This is a genomic window from Serratia sp. 2880STDY5682894 (assembly GCF_001537385.1).
GTDB lineage: Bacteria > Pseudomonadota > Gammaproteobacteria > Enterobacterales > Enterobacteriaceae > Serratia > Serratia nevei.
On the sequence record NZ_FCJA01000001.1, the window covers coordinates 32,555 to 51,063 of the forward strand.

The following is an 18,509-nucleotide window of genomic DNA, read 5'->3' on the forward strand; positions in this document are numbered from 1 at the left end:
TCGGATAAGGGGGCGCCCATGATGTCGATGATGAAAGAAAAAAACTTGGCGATATCCAGCATGTTTTTCATGCTTGGGCTGTGTTTCGGTAGTTTGAGTTCAAGGATGGCGACGATCAAAGGAGGGCTTGCGTTGTCTGACGGCGTATTTGGCAGCGTACTGTTCGCCATGTCGGCCGGGGTGGTCTTGTCTCTGCCGATATCGGGATGGGCGATCGCCAAACTTGGCAGCAGGGTGGTCGGCGTCGCGGCCATACTGATCAACGCCATGCTTTTGCTTCTGGTGCCCTTCGCCGCGACGGTCCCTCAACTGGCGGCGTTGCTGTTTTTCTCCGGGTTCGCTTATAGCGCGGTCAATGTCTCGAACAATATGCAGGCCAGCATCGCCGAGGCGGTCAGCGGTAAAACCAGGTTGCCCTTCTTTCACGGCATATGGGGCGTGGCCGGGTTTGTCGGCGCAGGGATCGGGGCATTAATGATCGGCCGGGATGTCGCCTTGCCGCTGCACTTTGTAGGAATAGCGGCGGTGGCGTTGATGTCCGCCTTGCTGTGCCGGCGTGCGTTGTTCGACAAACCGGAGCTGGAACAGACCGGGCGTGCTTTTGCCATTCCTGACCGATCGTTGTTCAACTATGGCCTGATCGTTTTCTGCTCGATGGCTTGTGAGGGCATCATGTACGACTGGAGCGTCGTTTATTTTCAGGATGTCGTCTCGGTCGATCGAAAATACATCGGCCTGGGTTTTACGGTATTTATGGCGGCCATGACGATCGGCAGGCTCATGTTGAACCGGTTCGTTGATCGGATAGGAGTGAGAAGAACGTTACAGTGGGGCGGTATGCTGGCGTTCATCGGCATGACGCTAACGACCTGGTTACCGGGGTTGGTGACATCGATAATCGGTTTTTTCCTGGTTGGCCTGGGTATTTGCGCCATAATTCCGCTGGTTGCGGGGGCGGCTGCAAGGTCTTCTTCCATGGCACCAAGCGCCGCCATTGCGGCGGTGCTGACCATCGGCTTTCTGGGCACGCTAATCGGGCCGCCGTTAATCGGGTTCTTATCCGAAACTTTCGGTCTGCGTTATGCCTTTCTGGTCTGCGTCGCGTTGTCGCTCGGCGTCATTTACCGGGCAGGAAAAATACCGCAGTGATCTTGCAAGAAGGTGATTCATCGGCGGGACATTCCCGCGCAGTGAAGTGACCGTCGGGAAAGACCGACATCTCCAGGCGGCTGTTCTCAGGCCACATCTCTCAACCTGGGGTTAATAGCTGACGGCCGGGAAAGACCGGCACCCCATCTCCACGTTGTTATTCCTCGTCCGCTTCGCCGTTTTGTAGCAGCGCATGCTTTTTCAGCATGCCGCGCAGCTGGTGATAGGTGAGCCCCAGCAGCTGCGCCGCCTTGCGCTGATTGAAGCGCCCCTGCTGCAGCGCCGCTTCGATCAATGCCTTTTCCTGCTCGAGCTGCCAGTGTTTCAAATCCAGCGGTAGCGGTGGTAACGCGCCGGCGTCTTCAGGAACGGGCGCGACCGGCGTGGCCTCGCGTGGCGCAAACGGGTTGATGACGATGTCGTCCAGCGGGCTGTCGCTGTCGCCGTGGCGATAAACCGAGCGCTCCACCACGTTTTTCAGTTCGCGCACGTTGCCCGGCCAGCCATACTCGAGCAACGTTCGCCTGGCATGCTCGGTAAAGCCGGGAAACAGCGGCAGCGCCAGCTCGCGGCACATTTGAATGGCGAAATGCTCGGCCAGCAGCATGATATCGGGTCGCCGTTGGCGCAGCGGCGGCAGCTGCACCACGTCGAACGCCAGCCGATCCAGCAGATCGGCGCGGAATTTGCCCGCCGCCGCCAGCGCCGGCAGATCGTCATTGGTGGCGCACACCAGGCGCACATCCACACGCAGCGGCTGGCTGCCGCCCACGCGCTCCAACTGGCCGTATTCGATCACCCGCAGCAATTTCTCCTGCACCAGCATCGGCGCGGTCGCCAGCTCATCGAGAAACAGCGTGCCGCCGTCGGCGCGCTCGAAGCGCCCCAGATGGCGCTTTTGCGCGCCGGTAAACGCGCCGGCCTCATGGCCGAACAGCTCGGAATCCAGCAGGTTTTCATTCAGCGCCGCGCAGTTAAGCGAGATGAACGGCCCTTGCCAGCGGTTGGAGAGGTAGTGCAGACGGTGAGCGATCAGCTCCTTGCCGGTGCCGCGCTCGCCGATCACCAGCACCGGCTTGTTCAGCTTGGCGACCTGGGAGACTTGCTCCAAGACTTCGACAAAGGCGTTTGCCTCGCCCAACAAATTCTCTGGCTGTTCGTTCATGATGAAATTCGCCAATGTTTGGTGAAAATAATCACTCTACAGCAAGCGCGCAGAGAGTCAAAAAATAATATTCGTTACTTTTCAATAACATAAAAGTTGGCACGGGTTTTGATTATATCTTTGGGCAAGCTGTACGACTTAACGCGGCGCTTCAGACGCCATCAGAACCAAGAGGAAGTGAATTATGGGTATTTTTTCTCGTTTTGCCGACATCGTGAACGCCAACATCAACACCCTGCTGGACAAGGCGGAAGATCCGCAGAAGCTGGTGCGGTTGATGATCCAAGAGATGGAAGACACGCTGGTTGAAGTTCGCTCTACGTCGGCGCGCGCGCTGGCGGAGAAAAAGCAGCTGCTGCGTCGCATCGAGCAGGGTGAAAACCAGGTAAGCGACTGGCAGGAAAAAGCTGAACTGGCGCTGCGCAAAGATAAAGAAGACTTGGCCCGTGCGGCGCTGATCGAAAAACAAAAGGTGGCCGATCTGATCGCCACGCTGACGCAGGAAGTGGCGACCGTAGAAGAAACGCTGGCGCGCATGAAGAGCGAAATCGGCGAGCTGGAAAACAAGCTGACCGAAACCCGCGCGCGGCAGCAGGCGCTGGCGCTGCGTCATCAGGCCGCGTCTTCTTCCCGTGACGTGCGCCGCCAGCTCGACAGCGGCAAGCTGGATGAGGCGATGGCGCGTTTCGAACAGTTCGAGCGCCGTATCGACCACATGGAAGCCGAGGCGGAAAGCATCAGCATCGGTAAAAAGAAGTCGCTGGACCAAGAGTTTGCCGAACTGAAGGCCGACGACGCCATCAGTGAGCAACTGGCGGCGCTGAAAGCCAAGATGAACCGCTCAGAGTAAGGCGAACCGCGGCCACACGCCGGAGGTGGCCGCCTATCCAGGACCCGATAAGAAGGAATAACAATGAGTGCTTTATTACTTGCCATTCCGCTGACAATTTTCGTGCTGTTTGTCGCGCCGATTTGGCTTTGGCTGCATTACAGCAATCGGCAACAGACCGGCATCCAGCTGAGTCAGCAAGAAATGCAGCGCCTGGCGCAGCTGGCGGAAGACGCCAAACGCATGCGTGAACGCATTCAGGCGTTGGAAGAGATCCTCGATACGGAACACCCGAACTGGAGACAGTCCTGATGAGCACGACGCTGGGCAGTAAAAAGCTTTATCGCGTTCCCGAAGAAGGCATGGTGAAAGGCGTCTGCGCCGGTTTGGCCCACTATTTCGACGTGCCGGTGCGCCTGATCCGCGTGATGGTGGTGCTGTCGCTGTTCTTCGGGCTGTTCTTCTTCACGCTGGTGGCCTATATCGCGCTGGTGTTCGTGTTGGATGAAGCGCCGGCCAGCCGTTTCGAAGGCGAGCATCAGAAGACGCCGCGCCAGCTGCTCGATCAGCTGGAGTATGAGCTGGGCAGCGGCGAGCAGCAGCTGCGTCAGGTCGAGCGCTACGTGACGTCCGATACCTTCGGCGTACAGAGCCGTTTCCGCAAGCTGTAACCCTTCTTGCGATACCCGGCCTGCACAGGCCGGGTATCTTCGCCGCCGTTATCCCATAAATGTAACCTTAATCGTCTTGTGCCGGAGGGCATTGTCATGAATAAAATCGATGTCGCAAACACCGCCAAAACGGGTGGATTTAAACGAGGAGCGGCGGCAATGTTGAAGACATTGGCTAAAGTCATCATCATAGCGTTATTGAACTATGGCCCGGCGGGCGCCGCCGGCTGGCTGTTGAAGACCGTCGGCCGCAAACCGGTGCGCTTCGTGCTGGCGCTGGTGCTGGAACCGCTGTTCCGTAAAGGCCTGAACAAGGCATTCGGGCGTTACGTCAAGGAGAGCAATGAAACGACTGCAAAATGAGTTAACCTCGCTGGTCAACCGCGGAATGGATCGCCATCTGCGCCTGGCGGTGACCGGCCTGAGCCGCAGCGGCAAAACCGCCTTTATCACCGCCTTCGTCAACCAACTGTTGCATGTGCACAGCGGCGCGCGCATGCCGCTGTTTTCACCGGTGCGTGAAGAGCGCCTGCTGGGCGTCAAACGCATCCCGCAGCGCGATCTCGGCATCCAGCGTTTCACCTATGACGAAGGGCTGGCGCAGCTGTACGGCACGCCGCCGGCCTGGCCGACGCCGACGCGCGGCGTCAGCGAAATTCGTCTGGCGCTGCGTTACCGCTCCAACGACTCGCTGCTGCGCCACTTTAAAGACACCTCCACGCTGTACCTGGAGATCGTCGATTATCCCGGCGAATGGTTGCTGGATCTGCCGATGCTCGAGCAGGACTACCTGGCCTGGTCGCGCCAGATGACCGGGCTGCTGCAGGGCGAACGCGCCGAATGGGCCAAGCCCTGGCTTGAGCTGTGCAAGGCCTGCGATCCGCTGGCCCCGGCCGATGAAAACCGCCTGGCGGCGATCGCTCAGGCCTACACCGATTACCTGCTACGCTGCAAAAGCGAAGGGCTGCACTTCATTCAACCGGGGCGTTTCGTGTTGCCGGGCGATATGGCCGGCGCGCCGGCGCTGCAGTTTTTCCCATGGCCCGATGTGGCCGCGATCGGCGAATCGAAGCTGGCGCAGGCCGACAAACACACCAACATCGGCATGTTGCGCGCTCGCTTCAACTACTACTGCCAGTCGATCGTCAAAAACTTCTACAAAGAACACTTCGTCCGTTTCGATCGGCAAATCGTGCTGGTCGACTGCCTGCAGCCGCTCAACAGCGGCCCGCAGGCGTTCAACGACATGCGTCTGGCGTTGACCCAACTGATGCAGAGCTTCCATTACGGAAAGCGCACGCTGTTTCGCCGCTTGTTCTCGCCGACCATCGACAAACTGATGTTCGCCGCCACCAAGGCGGACCATATCACCGCCGATCAGCACGCCAATCTGGTGTCGCTGCTGCAACAGCTGGTGCAAGAGGCGTGGCAGAACGCGGCGTTCGAGGGCATCAGCATGGATTGCGTCGGCCTGGCCTCGGTGCAGGCGACCGAGAGCGGCATCGTCGATCATCAGGGGCAACGCATTCCGGCGCTGAAGGGCAACCGCCTGAGCGACGGCGCGCCGCTGACGGTGTTCCCCGGCGAAGTGCCCGCCCGCCTGCCGGGGCCGGCGTTCTGGCAGAGCCAGGGGTTCCACTTCGATGAGTTCCGTCCGCGCGCCATGAGCGTGGACACCCCGTTGCCGCACATTCGTCTGGATGCGGTGATGGAGTTTTTATTGGGAGACAAATTGCGATGAGCGAGCCGATCAAACCGCGTATCGATTTTGACGAGCCGCTGCAGCCGCCGCAGGAGCCGGCGTTGCGCGCCGGCGTCGCTTTCGATGCCGAACAGGCAGAAAGCTTTTTCCCGGCGGCGCCGGAGCTGCAGCAGGAAGAGGAAGAAGGGCGCGCCGAAGGCATCATCAATGCCGCGCTGAAACCTAAACGCAGCCTGTGGCGCAAAATGGTCACCGCCGGCCTGGCGCTGTTCGGCGTCAGCGTGGTGGCGCAGGGCGTGCAGTGGGTGCATACCGCCTGGGTGCAGCAGGACTGGATCGCCATGGGCGGCGGCGTGGCCGGCGGCCTTATCGTGTTCGCCGGCGTCGGTTCGGTGGTCACCGAGTGGCGGCGTTTGTATCGGCTGCGCCAGCGCGCGGAAGAGCGCGACGTGGCGCGCGAGCTGTTGCATAGCCACGGGCTGGGGCAAGGGCGCGAATTCTGCGAGAAGCTGGCGCGTCAGGCCGGGCTGGATCAGGGGCATCCGGCGCTACAGCGCTGGCAGGCGTCGCTGCATGAAACGCAAAACGATCGTGAAGTGGTGGAGTTGTACGCCAAACTGGTGCAGCCGGTGCTCGATAACCAGGCGCGGCGCGAAATCAGTCGCTCGGCCGCAGAGTCGACGCTGATGATCGCCGTCAGCCCGTTGGCGCTGGTGGATATGGCGTTTATCGCCTGGCGCAACATCCGTTTGATCAACCGCATCGCCGCGCTTTACGGCATCGAGCTGGGCTACTTCAGCCGCATTCGTCTGTTCCGGCTGGTGCTGTTGAACATCGCCTTCGCCGGCGCTTCCGAGCTGGTGCGCGAAGTGGGCATGGACTGGATGTCGCAGGATCTGGCGGCGCGGCTGTCGGCGCGCGCGGCGCAGGGCATCGGCGCCGGGTTGTTGACCGCGCGGCTGGGCATCAAGGCGATGGAACTGTGCCGCCCGCTGCCGTGGCTGGAAGGGGAAAAGCCGAAGCTTGGCGATTTCCGCAGCCAGCTGATCGGCCAGTTGAAAGACACGCTGAAAAAGAGCGACGGCAAGGCCAAATGACCCCACGACGGCGCTCTCAGGAGCGCCGTTTTCTCAACGGCGCCGACGCCGAACGTAATCGAGACTTGACGACAGTCGATCCCCCTGTGAGTGCGTGATAAATCTCTGCAAAATTAATTCTGGTTGTGATAACTCTCTGTTTGTAGGCTAAAATGACGCCGATACTGTTATCCGCTTGCGTTTAAAATCAGCAACCACGGCAATAAATCAGAGTTCTGTCAACTTTTGCTGACAGATCGCTTCTACCGCCCGGTGCGAGGGAGTATCATCATCGTCAACGATCCCCGCACCTGCAGAGATAAGGCCAACACTGATGCGTTTGGAAGTATTTTGCGAAGACCGCCTCGGTCTCACTCGAGAATTACTCGATCTTTTGGTATCGCGCAGCATTGACTTACGTGGCATCGAGATCGATCCCATCGGCCGCATTTACCTCAATTTCTCCCAGCTGGATTTCGATACTTTCCGCGCGCTGATGGCGGAGATCCGCCGCATCGCCGGCGTAACCGACGTGCGCACCGTCAGCTTTATGCCTTCCGAACGCGAGCATCGCGCGCTGCGTGCGCTGCTGGAATCGATGCCGGAACCGGTGTTCTCTATCGATATGAAGGGCAAGGTCGAGCTGGCCAACCCGGCGGCACAGGCGCTGTTCAGCCTGAACGAAGACAAGATCCGCAACCAGACCGCCGGAGCGCTGATCGGCGGCTATAACTTCAGCCGCTGGCTGGAGAGCGAGCATACGGCGCCGCACTCCGAGCGAGTGGTGATTCGCAGCCAGGACTTCCTGATGGACATCACGCCCATCTATCTGGAAGACGAACAGCAGCAGCCGGCCGCGGTCGGCGCGGTGGTGATGCTGAAGTCCACCGCGCGCATGGGCCGCCAGCTGCAAAATCTGTCGGTGAACGACGATACCGAATTCGACCACATCGTCGCGGTAAGCGCCAAGATGCGCCACGTGCTGGAGCAGGCGCGCAAGTTGGCGATGCTCGATGCGCCGCTCCTGATCGTCGGCGATACCGGTACCGGCAAGGATATTTTGGCCCGCGCCTGCCATTTGCGCAGCCCGCGCGGCAAACAGCCATTCCTGGCGCTGAACTGCGCTGCACTGCCGGATGACGTGGTGGAGAGCGAGCTGTTCGGCCATGCGCCGGGCGCTTATCCCAACGCGCTGGAAGGCAAGAAAGGCTTCTTCGAGCAGGCCAACGGCGGTTCGGTGCTGCTGGATGAGATCGGCGAAATGTCGCCGCGCATGCAGACCAAACTGCTGCGTTTCCTCAACGACGGCACCTTCCGTCGCGTTGGCGAAGAGCATGAGGTGCACGTCGACGTGCGCGTGATCTGCGCCACCCAGAAAAACCTCACCGAGCTGGTGCAGCGCGGTGAATTCCGCGAAGACCTCTATTACCGCCTCAACGTGCTGACCATCACCATCCCGCCGCTGCGCGAGCGTCCGCAGGACATCATGCCGCTGACTGAGCTGTTCGTGGCGCGCTTCGCCGATGAGCAGGGTGTGGCGCGGCCCAAGCTGGCGAGCGATCTGGGCGGCTTCCTCAGCAAGTACGGCTGGCCGGGCAACGTGCGCCAGCTTAAAAACGCCATCTACCGTGCGCTGACGCAAACCGAAGGCTATGAGCTGCGGCCGCAGGATATCGTGTTGCCGGAGTTCGAGGTGGAGATGTCGCTGGGCGACGAGGTGCTGGACGGCTCGCTGGACGACATCAGCAAGCGTTTCGAGCGCTCGGTGCTGACGCGCCTGTATCGCACCTATCCCAGCACCCGCAAGCTGGCGAAGCGCCTGGGCGTTTCCCATACCGCCATCGCCAACAAGCTGCGCGAGTATGGCCTGAGCAGCCGTAAAGGCGGCGCCGAGGGCGAGGAATAAGAAAGGCGCCTTGCGGCGCCTTTAACGGGTTTCCAAAGCCGGCGTTCGCCGGCTTTGTTATTTCAGCGCAGCCAGCGCTGCGTCGTAGTCCGGCTCGGTGGTGATTTCGTTCACCAGCTCGCTGTACAGCACGTTGTCCTGGCCATCCAGCACCACGACCGCACGCGCGGTCAGGCCTGCCAACGGGCCTTCGGCGATTTCGACGCCGTACGCCTGCTTGAACTCGGCGCCGCGCAGGGTGGACAGGGTGACCACATTGCTCAGGCCTTCCGCGCCGCAGAAGCGAGACTGCGCGAACGGCAGATCGGCGGAGATGCACAGCACCACGGTGTTATCCAGGCCGCTGGCCAGCTGGTTGAATTTACGCACCGAAGTCGCGCAGACGCCGGTATCGATGCTTGGGAAGATGTTCAGGACTTTGCGTTTACCCGCGAAGCTGCTCAGCGCTACGTCTGACAGGTCTTTGGCAACCAGTGAGAAGGCCTTGGCCTGTTCGCCCTGCTGTGGCAGTTTGCCCGCTACGCTGACCGGATTGCCTTGAAAATGTACTGTCTGAGTCATTGCTAGATTCCTTTTACAGGTGTTTATACAAAGGGTATGAACCTGATGAAACGGCGCACCGGCAACGGCATTTAACATCAGGTTCACACCCTGACGCCAGTTTATGACAACCGGGGCGGATTGGATATCAAAGTTTGCTAAATAGTTGTATATATTAGGCTGTTCTATAAAACATCACCGGCGCATCAGCCTGGCTGAATGCGCAGTTTTCGCTCAGGAGCCGTTATGAGAGACATGCGTTTTTACCCGGAAGCCTGGCCGCTGCATACCGCCTTCGTGATTGCGCGCGGCAGCCGCACCGAAGCCCGGGTGGTGGTGGTCGAAATCGAACAGCAGGACGTGCGCGGCATCGGTGAGTGCACGCCGTACCCGCGCTACGGCGAAAGCGAGGAGTCGGTGATGGCGCAGTTGGCGGAGATGGCGCCGGCGATCGCACAAGGCATGACCCGCGAACAGCTGCGGGTGCAGATGCCGGCGGGCGCCGCCCGCAACGCGCTGGATTCGGCGCTGTGGGATCTCGAGTGCCGCCTTCACGGGCAGAGCCTGTGGCATCTCAGCGGCGTGACGGCCCCGGCGCATATCCGTATGGCGCAGACCGTCAGCATCGGCACGCCGGAAGCGATGGCCTTCGCCGCGCGTGAACTGGAGCAGCAGGGCGCTACGCTGCTGAAGATCAAACTCGACGATCACTATATCAGCGAACGATTGGTCGCGATCCGCGCTGCGGTACCCCAGGCGACGCTGATCGTCGACGCCAATGAATCCTGGCAGGCGGAAGGGCTGGCGGCGCGCTGCCAGCTGCTGGCCGATCTCGGCGTGGCGATGCTGGAGCAGCCGCTGCCGGCCGGTGACGATGCCGCGCTGGAGCACTTTATTCATCCGCTGCCGATCTGCGCCGATGAAAGCTGCCACACCCGGGCCGATCTACCTCGGCTGGCGCAGCGCTATCAGATGGTCAACATCAAACTGGACAAAACCGGCGGCTTGACCGAGGCGTTGGCGCTGGCGCAGGCCGCGCGCGAACAAGGGTTCGCCATCATGCTCGGCTGCATGTTGTGTACGTCGCGGGCGATATCCGCCGCCTTGCCGCTGGCGCCGGCGGCGCGCTTCGTCGATCTGGACGGCCCGACCTGGCTGGCGCGGGACGTCGAACCGGGCCTGGCGTTCGAATGCGGGGCGATCGTCGATATCGCCCCGTAGGGATTAATTCGGGTAGGTCAGCAGCTCGGTCATCGCGTCGATGTAGCGCTCGCTGGCGGCATCGGCGGAGATCGGCGGGAATTCGGCGGTGATGCACGGCAGCGACAGATCCGCGCACCAGCTGCCAAACGAACCGGGCGTTTCATAACCGACGCTGGTCACCAGCGGCAGCTCGAACTTGTGCGCCAGCCAAACGCCGAGCCGCGAGCTGGCGGGATCTTCGATGCAGGCCAGCGGCTCATGGAACGACACCACCCAGTGCGGCTTCAGGCGATGGATCAGGTGACACAGCGCCTGAGTTTCAGGTTCGGAACCGGGGCGCCCGCCGGTGGAGAGCTTGACGTCGCGCACCGGCGCCGCGCTGTTCCAGCGGTAGACGGTGTCGCCGGAGCGCCAGTTGGCGGCCGGGAAGTTGCGGTTCAGATCGACGCCGTTGGCATTGGCGCGCAGCCCCAGTTGGCAGCCGTCGGGGTTGACCGCCAGCACCACGTGGTGCCGCAGCCGCTCGGGGGCGATGCTGCGCAGCGCGCAGGACAGGGTCACGATGGCGGCGCTCTCATCGCCGTGGGTGCCGGCGATGATAAGGCCGGTCTCCGGGCCGCTGACCGCCGCCGGGAAATAGAGCAGCGGCGCGCCCAGCAGCGAGCTGCCGTAGTTCTCTCCTGCGACGGCCAACTGGCCACGTTCACTGCGCGGTCGATGTTCGGTCATGGTGTTGTCCCTGAGTAAAAGGCCGAGAGTCATTGTCATTTTATTCAGTGTATTACGCTTTGAGGCATCTTTCCCATCGCAATTGTGCGGCGTTTGCGCGATCTGTGACGCGGCGGCGGCGAAAACGCCAATTAAACCGCACCTGGCCTGACGCTGTTGTTATACTAACGGCAGTGCTAAGCCAATCACCCGCAAGAGGATTTAACATGCCAGTAGCCAGAATCATCGCCAGCTATAGCGAAAATGAAAATGACACCATCACGCTGCTGTGCGGCGTGGACGCTGAAAACCAGATCCGTCAGGGGGAGTGGTTCGGCGTGGTGAAAAACGACGACGGGCGCGGGGACGAATCGAATTATCCGTTCACCCTGCATATCGATTACCAGAAAGATGTCTTCTACCTTGATTACGGCTACGACGACGCCGACGCGCGCCAGCTGCAAAAAACCGATATTTCGGCCCGTCCGCTGGCCGAGAAAGGCTTTTTCACCGTGTTCGATGAAGAAGAAGGCGAAGAGTTCAGCTACCGCATCAACAGCATCCACCTGTACGACTGACGGTCGCTGCTGCAAACACCGCCCGTGCCGCCCTGCGCCGCACGGGTTTTTTTATCGCCTGAATCGCACTTTTTGCAACTTCTCGGCCGTGAGCGCTAGGCCGGACGGATCTTGTGCTATATGATAAAAAATTCAGATGGTTAACGGGGGGAACATCATAATGACGGGAAGAAAAATGCAACGAGGTTTTCGTTTGGCGCTTTGCGCGGCGGCGATCGGCGCCTGTATGAGCAGCGCCATGGCGGCGCAGGTTCCCCCGGGCACCGCGCTGGCGGCCAAACAGGAAATCGTGCGCCACATTAAAGACGAACCGGCCTCGCTCGATCCGATTAAAGCGGTTGGCCTGCCGGAGGCCCAGCTGGCGCGCGATTTGTTCGAAGGGCTGGTCAATCAGGACGCAAACGGGAAAGTGATCCCCGGCGTCGCCACGCGCTGGCAGACCAACGACAACCAGACTTACATTTTCCATCTGCGTAAAGACGCGCGGTGGTCAAACGGTGACCCTGTCACGGCGAAGGATTTCGTCTACAGCTGGCAGCGGCTGGTAGAGCCGAAAAACCTGTCACCGTTCGCCTGGTTCGCGCAGTTGGCGGGGATCCAGAACGCCGAGCAGATCATCAGCGGCAAATTGCCGGCCGATCGCTTGGGGGTGTCGGCGCCGGACGACTATACCCTCAAAGTGCAGCTGGACAAGCCGGTGCCTTATTTCGTCAGCCTGACGGCCAACTTCAGCCTGTTCCCGGTGAATAAGGCGGTGGTGGAAAAATACGGCAACGACTGGACCAAGGTCGGCAATCTGGTGGGCAACGGCGCGTTCAAACTGCAGGAGCGGGTGGTGAACGAGAAGCTGGTGCTGACGCCTAACGATCATTACTGGGATCATGCGCATACCGTGCTGACCAAAGTGACCTTCGTACCCATCAACCAGGAATCCAACGCCACCAAGCGTTACCTGGCAGGTGACATCGATATCACCGAATCCTTCCCGAAAAACATGTATCAGAAGCTGCTGAAAGACATTCCGGGGCAGGTGTACACACCGGATCAGCTCGGCACCTATTACTACGCGTTCAACACCCAGCGCGCGCCGACCAACGACGTGCGGGTGCGCCAGGCCTTGTCCTACGCCATCGATCGCAAGATTATCGCGGAAAAAGTGCTGGGTACCGGCGAAAAACCAGCCTATCATTTCACGCCGGACGTGACCGCCGGGTTCAAACCGGAGGCGAGTTTGCTGCAACAGCAATCGCAGGCGGAGCTGGACGCGCAGGCCAAGGCGTTGCTGCAGGCGGCCGGCTACGGCCCGAACAACCCGCTGAAGCTGACGTTGCTGTATAACACCTCGGAAAGCCACCAGAAGATCGCCATCGCCGTGGCCTCGATGTGGAAGAAGAAGCTCGGCATTGACGTCAAGCTGCAAAACCAGGAGTGGAAAACCTATATCGACAGCCGCAACACCGGCAATTTCGACGTGATCCGCGCCTCCTGGGTGGGTGACTATAACGAAGCGTCGACCTTCCTGTCACTGCTGACCTCGACCCACAGCGGCAACATCGCCAAGTTCAAGAACGCGGACTACGACAAGCTGCTGGCGCAGGCGGGGCGGGAAACCAATCCGGCGGCGGTGACCGCCGATTACAACAAGATGGAGCAGATCATTGCCGACCAGGCGCCGATCGCGCCGATTTACCAGTACACCAACGGCCGCCTGATCAAACCGTGGGTAAAAGGCTACCCGATCACCAACCCGGAAGACGTGGCCTACAGCCAGACGATGTATATCATCAAACACTGAATCGATTTATTTATCGCCCCCGCCTAATGCGGGGGCTTTATTTTATCGACGATGCAACGAAGGCGATAATTAATTTTCCCACGCGATAAACCCCGTTTAATAATAAACAGGGTTGCCATCATCATATGATTATTTCGTTATTTCAGAGAGAGGTTACGCTTATAGACAGTCCCGCATGGCATCCACCACCACACGGCCGCTCATGTCGGTCTGGGTGATGCGGTAGCTGGTGGGGTACGAGCGTCGGGTGCTGAAACGATCGTGGACGGAGACCTTGCCAATCTGCAGGCCGGCGGCGTTCTTCACCACAAACTCACTGATCTCTTCCTGGCCCTGGTTTTGCAAATGGATATTACTGATTTTTTCCAGCGTATCGCTGGCGTTTATTTTTAAATGGTCGCGTAACATAACTACCTCCTCGTAGTGAGAAAAGTATATGCCCCTAAAATTTGCGCTGAAACAGCTTTGTGTTGATTTATTATTATCATTTTGAATTAAAATTGATAGCAATATGTTAAGTCATAATAATAACGGCTTTGCCAGCGCTTTATCGGCGATATTGCCTGATTTATCGGCAATGGTTTATTTCATTGCCGTTATTATTAGTCTGCATTAATGGGGAAAAGCGCCTGCCTGGCCGCCGGGGCGGGAAAGACGCAGGCGACGTTGTGCCCGCAGCCGGGAACGATCGTTAACCGATGCGGCTTATCCGGCACCAGGTAACGCCGGTCATAGTCGGCATAGGCCAGGGCACGTTGCAATCGATAGGGGCCCTGCAGCTGGGCGGCGCAGGATTTGTCGAGTATCCGATAGTAGGCGCCCGGCGCGGTGCCGGTATCACCGGCGGCGGCCAGGTAGGAGATATCCGCAGCGGCATAGCGCCCGCGGGCCGCATCGGCAGTGCGCTGCAGGTGAGCGGGAAGCGATTCCAGGCCGTATTTCCACCGGTTGGCCTGTGGGCACTGGCCGGCGTTCAGCGTTTGCCAACGGAAGCGGCAGGCTGTTTCACTGCCGCAGCTTCCCCCATATGTTGGCTGGGGGCGCAGATTATCAAAATAGAGCCAGCTGCCGGGATCGGCCACCACATAGCGCAGCCGCACCCCGCCTGGCAGATGGGCAAAGCCGACATAATGTTGCACGAACTGGGCGCCGGCAGAGAAACCGGCCAGGGTGATCGTCTGCAGCGACGGCCAGCGCCGTTTCATATCGGCCAGCAGGTTATCCATGGCGTTGAACGAACCGGTCTTCCCGGCATTATCCAAACCGCCCTCGATCCAGGAACCGCAGCGCCACAGGGCGTCGCCGTCTTGCGGCTGGGGCAGACCGGCGGAATGGCAGTGGACGGCGAGTTTTTCCGGCACCTGGAACAGCGGGGCGGCCAGTAAGGCATCGTCTCCCGCTCCTGCCGCCTGCGCGGCGTCGATCGCCGCTTGCAGCGTTTTAACGGCGTCGCGTGGATGACCGTGCATCACCACCAGTGCGTTATGCGGCTGGGCGCTGTGCTTCTGGGCGACATAGTAAGAAAAATTGCCGCCGGCCGTCGTGACCCGTAAAGGGGTAGACATGCGTTCCAGCGCCGGCTCCGCGCGCAGCGGTTGGCTGGCGAACAGCAGCAGCGCCGCCATAGTACAGAACAGGCACCGCAGCACAGCCAGGTTCAATGCAAAATGTCTTGCGCCTGATTCACTACTTCCCGCCATCGTCGTTCCTCACCCGTTCGCAAATGTGGCTTCGCCTGAAGTATAGAGCACGCTTTTTGTCCGGCGTGAAAACTGGCGTTACAGCTTGGCCTTTGATCTCCAAGGTGTTAACGCTAGACTCAGCAACATAAGCAAGACTGAGGGGATAAATGAATGGATGTGATTGAGGGGAGCGAGCTGCAGGTCGCCGATGCGGTTTACGCTTATCAGCTGGACGGTAAGGGCGGCGTCACGCCGATCGAGCAGGATGACAAGATCACCTGCGACGCGCCGTGCTGGCTGCATCTCGATTATGCGCACCCGGCCAGCGCCGAATGGCTGAGCACCACGCCGCTGCTGCCGGATTCGGTGCGCGAGGCGCTCTCAGGCGAAAGCTCGCGGCCGCGCGTCAGCCGCCAGGGTGAAGGCACCATGATCACCCTGCGCAGCATTAACTTCAACGCCAACTCCCGGCCGGATCAACTGGTGACCATCCGCGTGTACATCACCGATAAACTGATTATCTCCACCCGGCACCGCAAGGTGTACTCCATCGATCAGGTGGTGAACGATCTGCAGAGCGGCGCCGGGCCGACCAACAGCGGCAACTGGCTGGTGGAGATTTCCGATGCGTTGACCGATCACACCAGTGAATTTATCGAGGATCTGCACGACAAGATTATCGATCTGGAGGACGCCTTGCTGGAGCAGCAGGTGCCGGAGCGCGGCCAGCTGGCGTTGATCCGTAAACAGCTGATCGTGCTGCGCCGTTACATGGCGCCGCAGCGCGACGTCTTCGCTCGGCTGGCCAGCGATCGCCTGCCATGGATGAGCGACGACGATCGCCGCCGCATGCAGGACATCGCCGATCGCCTGGGGCGGGGATTGGACGATCTGGACGGCAGCATCGCGCGCACCGCCATCTTGTCCGATGAAATCACCACGGTGATGGCCGACGCGATGAACCGCCGCACTTACACCATGTCATTGTTGGCGATGGTATTTCTGCCGACCACCTTCCTGACCGGGTTGTTCGGGGTCAACCTTGGCGGCATTCCGGGCGGCGGTAATCCCCTCGGTTTTGCGGCATTTTGCCTGATGCTGGTCGGGTTGGTGCTTGGCGTCGCTTGGTGGTTGAAGCGCAGCCGCTGGCTGTAGGCAAAAATGACGAAAACCCGGTTAACATTGAGCAATATCAACATTTAGCCGGGGGAAATGGGGCATGATCTCTCTCGCAGGTGAATGCAACGTCAAGCGATGGGCGTTGCGCTCCATAATTGTCTTACTTTCTTATTTTTGAATTACTGCATAGCACATTTGATTCGTACAATGCCGGTTTAATCACCGGCATTTTTTTATTCGGCTTTTACTCTGCTTCAGGCCGCGCTTTCATCCCAGAAGCTGGCTTCAATCTTGTGCCCATCCAAATCCCGAACAAAGCAGCCGTAGTAAGCCTCACCGTAGTGCGGCCGCGAACCGGGCGCGCCTTCATCGACGGCGCCGGCCAGCAGCGCCTGCCGATGGAATTCATCCACCTGTTGCTTGCTGGTCGCGAAAAAGCCGACGTGCGTTCCGTTGCCGGGCGCGGCAGGCCGGCCGTCAATCGGCACCTGCAGCCAAAACTCCGGGTAGTCGCGACCGTAACCGATGGCGCCGGGATGTTCCAACACGCGTCGGCAACCCAAGGCGGCCAGCGCACGATCGTAAAAGGCCGCGGCGGCCTCGAAATCGTTGGAGCCTAGCGAGACGTGGGACAGGCAGGGGGTAATATTCATTGCGCTCTCTCCAATTGACTGTATAAATAAACAGTATAGGGTAAAAGCGGCACTGCCCAGTAAGTTTTGCGCAAACTGTGAACAGGATCGAGATCGTCGAGAGCGGGGAATGTCGCCGCTTGCAGAGGGCAAGCGGCGAGAGGGGCTTATTTGATTTCCAGCACGTTCAACCGCTCTGGCGCTGGCACCGCGTCGTCTGAGTCTTCCGGCTGCCAACCGACCGGTTGCATCGGGATGTCTTCGCGATCGAAGGCCAAATCGCCGCCGTCTACCACGGCGCTACCGTGGTGAATGCCTTTGAAATCGAACAGATTGATATCGCTCAGGTGCGAAGGCACCACGTTTTGCATGGCGCTGAACATGGTTTCCAATCGGCCAGGGTAACGCTTGTCCCAGTCGCGCAGCATGTCGCCGATCACCTGGCGCTGCAAATTAGGCTGCGAGCCGCACAGGTTGCACGGAATGATCGGGAAGGCTTTGGCGATAGAGAAACGCTCGATGTCTTTCTCGCGGCAATAGGCCAGCGGGCGGATGACCACGTGTTTGCCGTCGTCGCTCATCAGCTTGGGCGGCATGCCTTTCATTTTGCCGCCGTAGAACATGTTGAGGAACAGCGTTTGCAAAATGTCGTCGCGGTGGTGGCCCAGCGCGATCTTGGTGGCACCCAGTTCGGTGGCGGTGCGGTACAAAATGCCGCGACGCAGGCGCGAGCACAGTGAACAGGTGGTTTTGCCTTCCGGAATCTTGTCTTTGACGATGCTGTAGGTGTTCTCTTCGACGATCTTGTACTCCACCCCCAGGCTTTCCAGGTAGGCGGGGAGAATATGCTCCGGGAAGCCGGGCTGTTTCTGATCGAGGTTCACCGCGATTAACGAGAAGTTAATCGGCGCGCTCTGCTGCAGGTTGCGCAGGATCTCAAGCATGGTGTAGCTGTCTTTACCGCCGGACAGGCAGACCATGATGCGGTCGCCTTCTTCAATCATATTGAAATCGGCGATCGCTTCGCCCACGTTGCGGCGCAGGCGCTTTTGCAATTTATTCAGGTTGTACTGCTCTTTTTGGCTAACGGATTGCTTTTCTGACATTTAAATCGTGCTCATTCTCAATGGGGGGCACTAGGGGCATGGCGTTGTAGACCGCGAGTTTACCATTCAACCGGCCAATTTTGATCATTATTCATCATCCAGCTTCCACGCGCCCGACGCGAGGCCTGTATGGTACGGATTGTGGCGATGAATGCCAGCAGGTTTTTCGGCTCACAGCATTCGCCGTCATTTGAACGACGGCTTCGAGGGAACGTTGTTTCACGGTGCGGGTCTCATCTCAGTCAGAACTTACACCGAGAGGCACAGAGAGCATGAAAGGAATCACTGTTGTTGGACTTTGCGCATCGTTTTTTGCTTACGCAGAAAACGCACTGGCGTTTGACACGATGCCTGTTGGTTTGAGCGAACCGACCGAAACCGTCGTACTGGTACCGCGAGAGCAAAAAGAGCGTCTTGATGGCAAGGATAAGGGAGATGCACTTTATTGTTACTATGACGGGAAACTATTTTCGCTGGGCGCCACGTTCAAAGACAAGGTTTGTGCTTTAGCGGAGATTAGAACGGATAAGCCATTCTCGACACGCGTCATGGCGCAATGGATAAAAGAAAAAAGCGCGGCTCGTTAAGTGTGAGGCCCTTGAGCATTGAGGGCCACCGCTGATTCAAACGGCATGTGAAAAACAGGGC

Annotated in this window: 20 protein-coding genes; 13 read left to right on the forward strand and 7 right to left on the reverse strand. The window is 59.4% G+C overall.

Annotated features, from left to right (window positions below):
* The first annotated feature begins 18 nt into the window (after positions 1–18).
* Positions 19–1,149 (forward strand): MFS transporter, encoded by a 1,131-nt coding sequence (locus AWX27_RS00145; protein WP_060418584.1) that lies wholly within the window; start codon positions 19–21, stop codon positions 1,147–1,149.
* 157 nt (positions 1,150–1,306) lie between these two features.
* On the opposite strand, the gene pspF is transcribed toward AWX27_RS00145, so the two are convergent.
* Positions 1,307–2,314, reverse strand: a complete 1,008-nt coding sequence (gene pspF / locus AWX27_RS00150) for a phage shock protein operon transcriptional activator (protein WP_060419675.1) — start codon at positions 2,312–2,314, stop codon at positions 1,307–1,309.
* A 184-nt stretch (positions 2,315–2,498) separates the two neighbouring features.
* Here pspF and pspA point away from each other — a divergent pair, with 184 nt between their 5' ends.
* The 7 genes from pspA (at position 2,499) to tyrR (ending at position 8,498) form a co-directional block, all read left to right on the forward strand.
* On the forward strand, positions 2,499–3,164 hold the full coding sequence (gene pspA / locus AWX27_RS00155) for a phage shock protein PspA (RefSeq protein WP_025303000.1): 666 nt from the start codon (positions 2,499–2,501) through the stop codon (positions 3,162–3,164).
* 63 nt (positions 3,165–3,227) lie between these two features.
* On the forward strand, positions 3,228–3,455 hold the full coding sequence (gene pspB, locus AWX27_RS00160; protein ID WP_039565931.1) for an envelope stress response membrane protein PspB: 228 nt from the start codon (positions 3,228–3,230) through the stop codon (positions 3,453–3,455).
* Positions 3,455–3,814, forward strand: a complete 360-nt coding sequence (gene pspC, locus AWX27_RS00165) for an envelope stress response membrane protein PspC (RefSeq protein ID WP_004930552.1) — start codon at positions 3,455–3,457, stop codon at positions 3,812–3,814. The genes pspB and pspC overlap by 1 nt, the downstream gene beginning before the upstream one ends.
* Positions 3,815–3,910: 96 nt before the next feature.
* The gene (gene pspD / locus AWX27_RS00170; RefSeq protein WP_072035771.1) at positions 3,911–4,177 is read left to right on the forward strand and encodes a phage shock protein PspD; all 267 of its coding nucleotides are present in this window, start codon (positions 3,911–3,913) and stop codon (positions 4,175–4,177) included.
* On the forward strand, positions 4,158–5,555 hold the full coding sequence (locus AWX27_RS00175) for a YcjX family GTP-binding protein (RefSeq protein WP_033632929.1): 1,398 nt from the start codon (positions 4,158–4,160) through the stop codon (positions 5,553–5,555). Before pspD ends, AWX27_RS00175 begins: the two co-directional genes overlap by 20 nt.
* On the forward strand, positions 5,552–6,613 hold the full coding sequence (locus AWX27_RS00180; RefSeq protein ID WP_004930545.1) for a YcjF family protein: 1,062 nt from the start codon (positions 5,552–5,554) through the stop codon (positions 6,611–6,613). The genes AWX27_RS00175 and AWX27_RS00180 overlap by 4 nt, the downstream gene beginning before the upstream one ends.
* A gap of 313 nt (positions 6,614–6,926) precedes the next feature.
* Complete coding sequence (gene tyrR / locus AWX27_RS00185) at positions 6,927–8,498, forward strand: transcriptional regulator TyrR (RefSeq protein WP_038880356.1); 1,572 nt, start codon at positions 6,927–6,929, stop codon at positions 8,496–8,498.
* Positions 8,499–8,555: 57 nt separating this feature from the next.
* Here tyrR and tpx read toward each other — a convergent pair whose 3' ends face one another.
* Entirely contained in the window at positions 8,556–9,059 is a 504-nt protein-coding gene (tpx, locus tag AWX27_RS00190; RefSeq protein ID WP_004930536.1) for a thiol peroxidase, read from the reverse strand.
* A gap of 225 nt (positions 9,060–9,284) precedes the next feature.
* On the opposite strand from tpx, the gene ycjG reads away from it, so the two are divergent.
* The gene (gene ycjG, locus AWX27_RS00195; protein WP_060418587.1) at positions 9,285–10,259 is read left to right on the forward strand and encodes an L-Ala-D/L-Glu epimerase; all 975 of its coding nucleotides are present in this window, start codon (positions 9,285–9,287) and stop codon (positions 10,257–10,259) included.
* A gap of 3 nt (positions 10,260–10,262) precedes the next feature.
* Here the strand turns inward: ycjG and mpaA are convergent, their stop codons facing one another.
* Positions 10,263–10,970, reverse strand: a complete 708-nt coding sequence (gene mpaA, locus AWX27_RS00200) for a murein tripeptide amidase MpaA (RefSeq protein WP_060418590.1) — start codon at positions 10,968–10,970, stop codon at positions 10,263–10,265.
* 206 nt (positions 10,971–11,176) lie between these two features.
* Between mpaA and AWX27_RS00205 the strand changes: the two genes are divergently transcribed.
* Both AWX27_RS00205 and AWX27_RS00210 read left to right on the forward strand, forming a co-directional pair.
* Complete coding sequence (locus AWX27_RS00205; RefSeq protein ID WP_025302994.1) at positions 11,177–11,527, forward strand: hypothetical protein; 351 nt, start codon at positions 11,177–11,179, stop codon at positions 11,525–11,527.
* Positions 11,528–11,687: 160 nt separating this feature from the next.
* Complete coding sequence (locus AWX27_RS00210) at positions 11,688–13,322, forward strand: peptide ABC transporter substrate-binding protein (protein WP_060418593.1); 1,635 nt, start codon at positions 11,688–11,690, stop codon at positions 13,320–13,322.
* 159 nt (positions 13,323–13,481) lie between these two features.
* Here AWX27_RS00210 and AWX27_RS00215 read toward each other — a convergent pair whose 3' ends face one another.
* Positions 13,482–13,730, reverse strand: coding sequence for a hypothetical protein (locus AWX27_RS00215; RefSeq protein WP_004930507.1), 249 nt, complete (start codon positions 13,728–13,730; stop codon positions 13,482–13,484).
* A 194-nt stretch (positions 13,731–13,924) separates the two neighbouring features.
* Positions 13,925–14,947: a hypothetical protein gene (locus AWX27_RS00220; RefSeq protein ID WP_060418596.1), complete on the reverse strand. Its 1,023-nt coding sequence runs from the start codon at positions 14,945–14,947 to the stop codon at positions 13,925–13,927.
* A gap of 228 nt (positions 14,948–15,175) precedes the next feature.
* Between AWX27_RS00220 and zntB the strand changes: the two genes are divergently transcribed.
* Complete coding sequence (zntB, locus tag AWX27_RS00225) at positions 15,176–16,159, forward strand: zinc transporter ZntB (protein ID WP_060418599.1); 984 nt, start codon at positions 15,176–15,178, stop codon at positions 16,157–16,159.
* Positions 16,160–16,377: 218 nt separating this feature from the next.
* Here zntB and AWX27_RS00230 read toward each other — a convergent pair whose 3' ends face one another.
* Positions 16,378–16,776, reverse strand: coding sequence for a VOC family protein (locus AWX27_RS00230; RefSeq protein ID WP_060418601.1), 399 nt, complete (start codon positions 16,774–16,776; stop codon positions 16,378–16,380).
* 146 nt (positions 16,777–16,922) lie between these two features.
* On the reverse strand, positions 16,923–17,861 hold the full coding sequence (ttcA, locus tag AWX27_RS00235) for a tRNA 2-thiocytidine(32) synthetase TtcA (protein ID WP_060418604.1): 939 nt from the start codon (positions 17,859–17,861) through the stop codon (positions 16,923–16,925).
* Between the two features lie 272 nt (positions 17,862–18,133).
* On the opposite strand from ttcA, the gene AWX27_RS00240 reads away from it, so the two are divergent.
* Positions 18,134–18,448, forward strand: coding sequence for a hypothetical protein (locus AWX27_RS00240; RefSeq protein WP_060418606.1), 315 nt, complete (start codon positions 18,134–18,136; stop codon positions 18,446–18,448).
* The last annotated feature ends 61 nt before the right edge of the window (positions 18,449–18,509 follow it).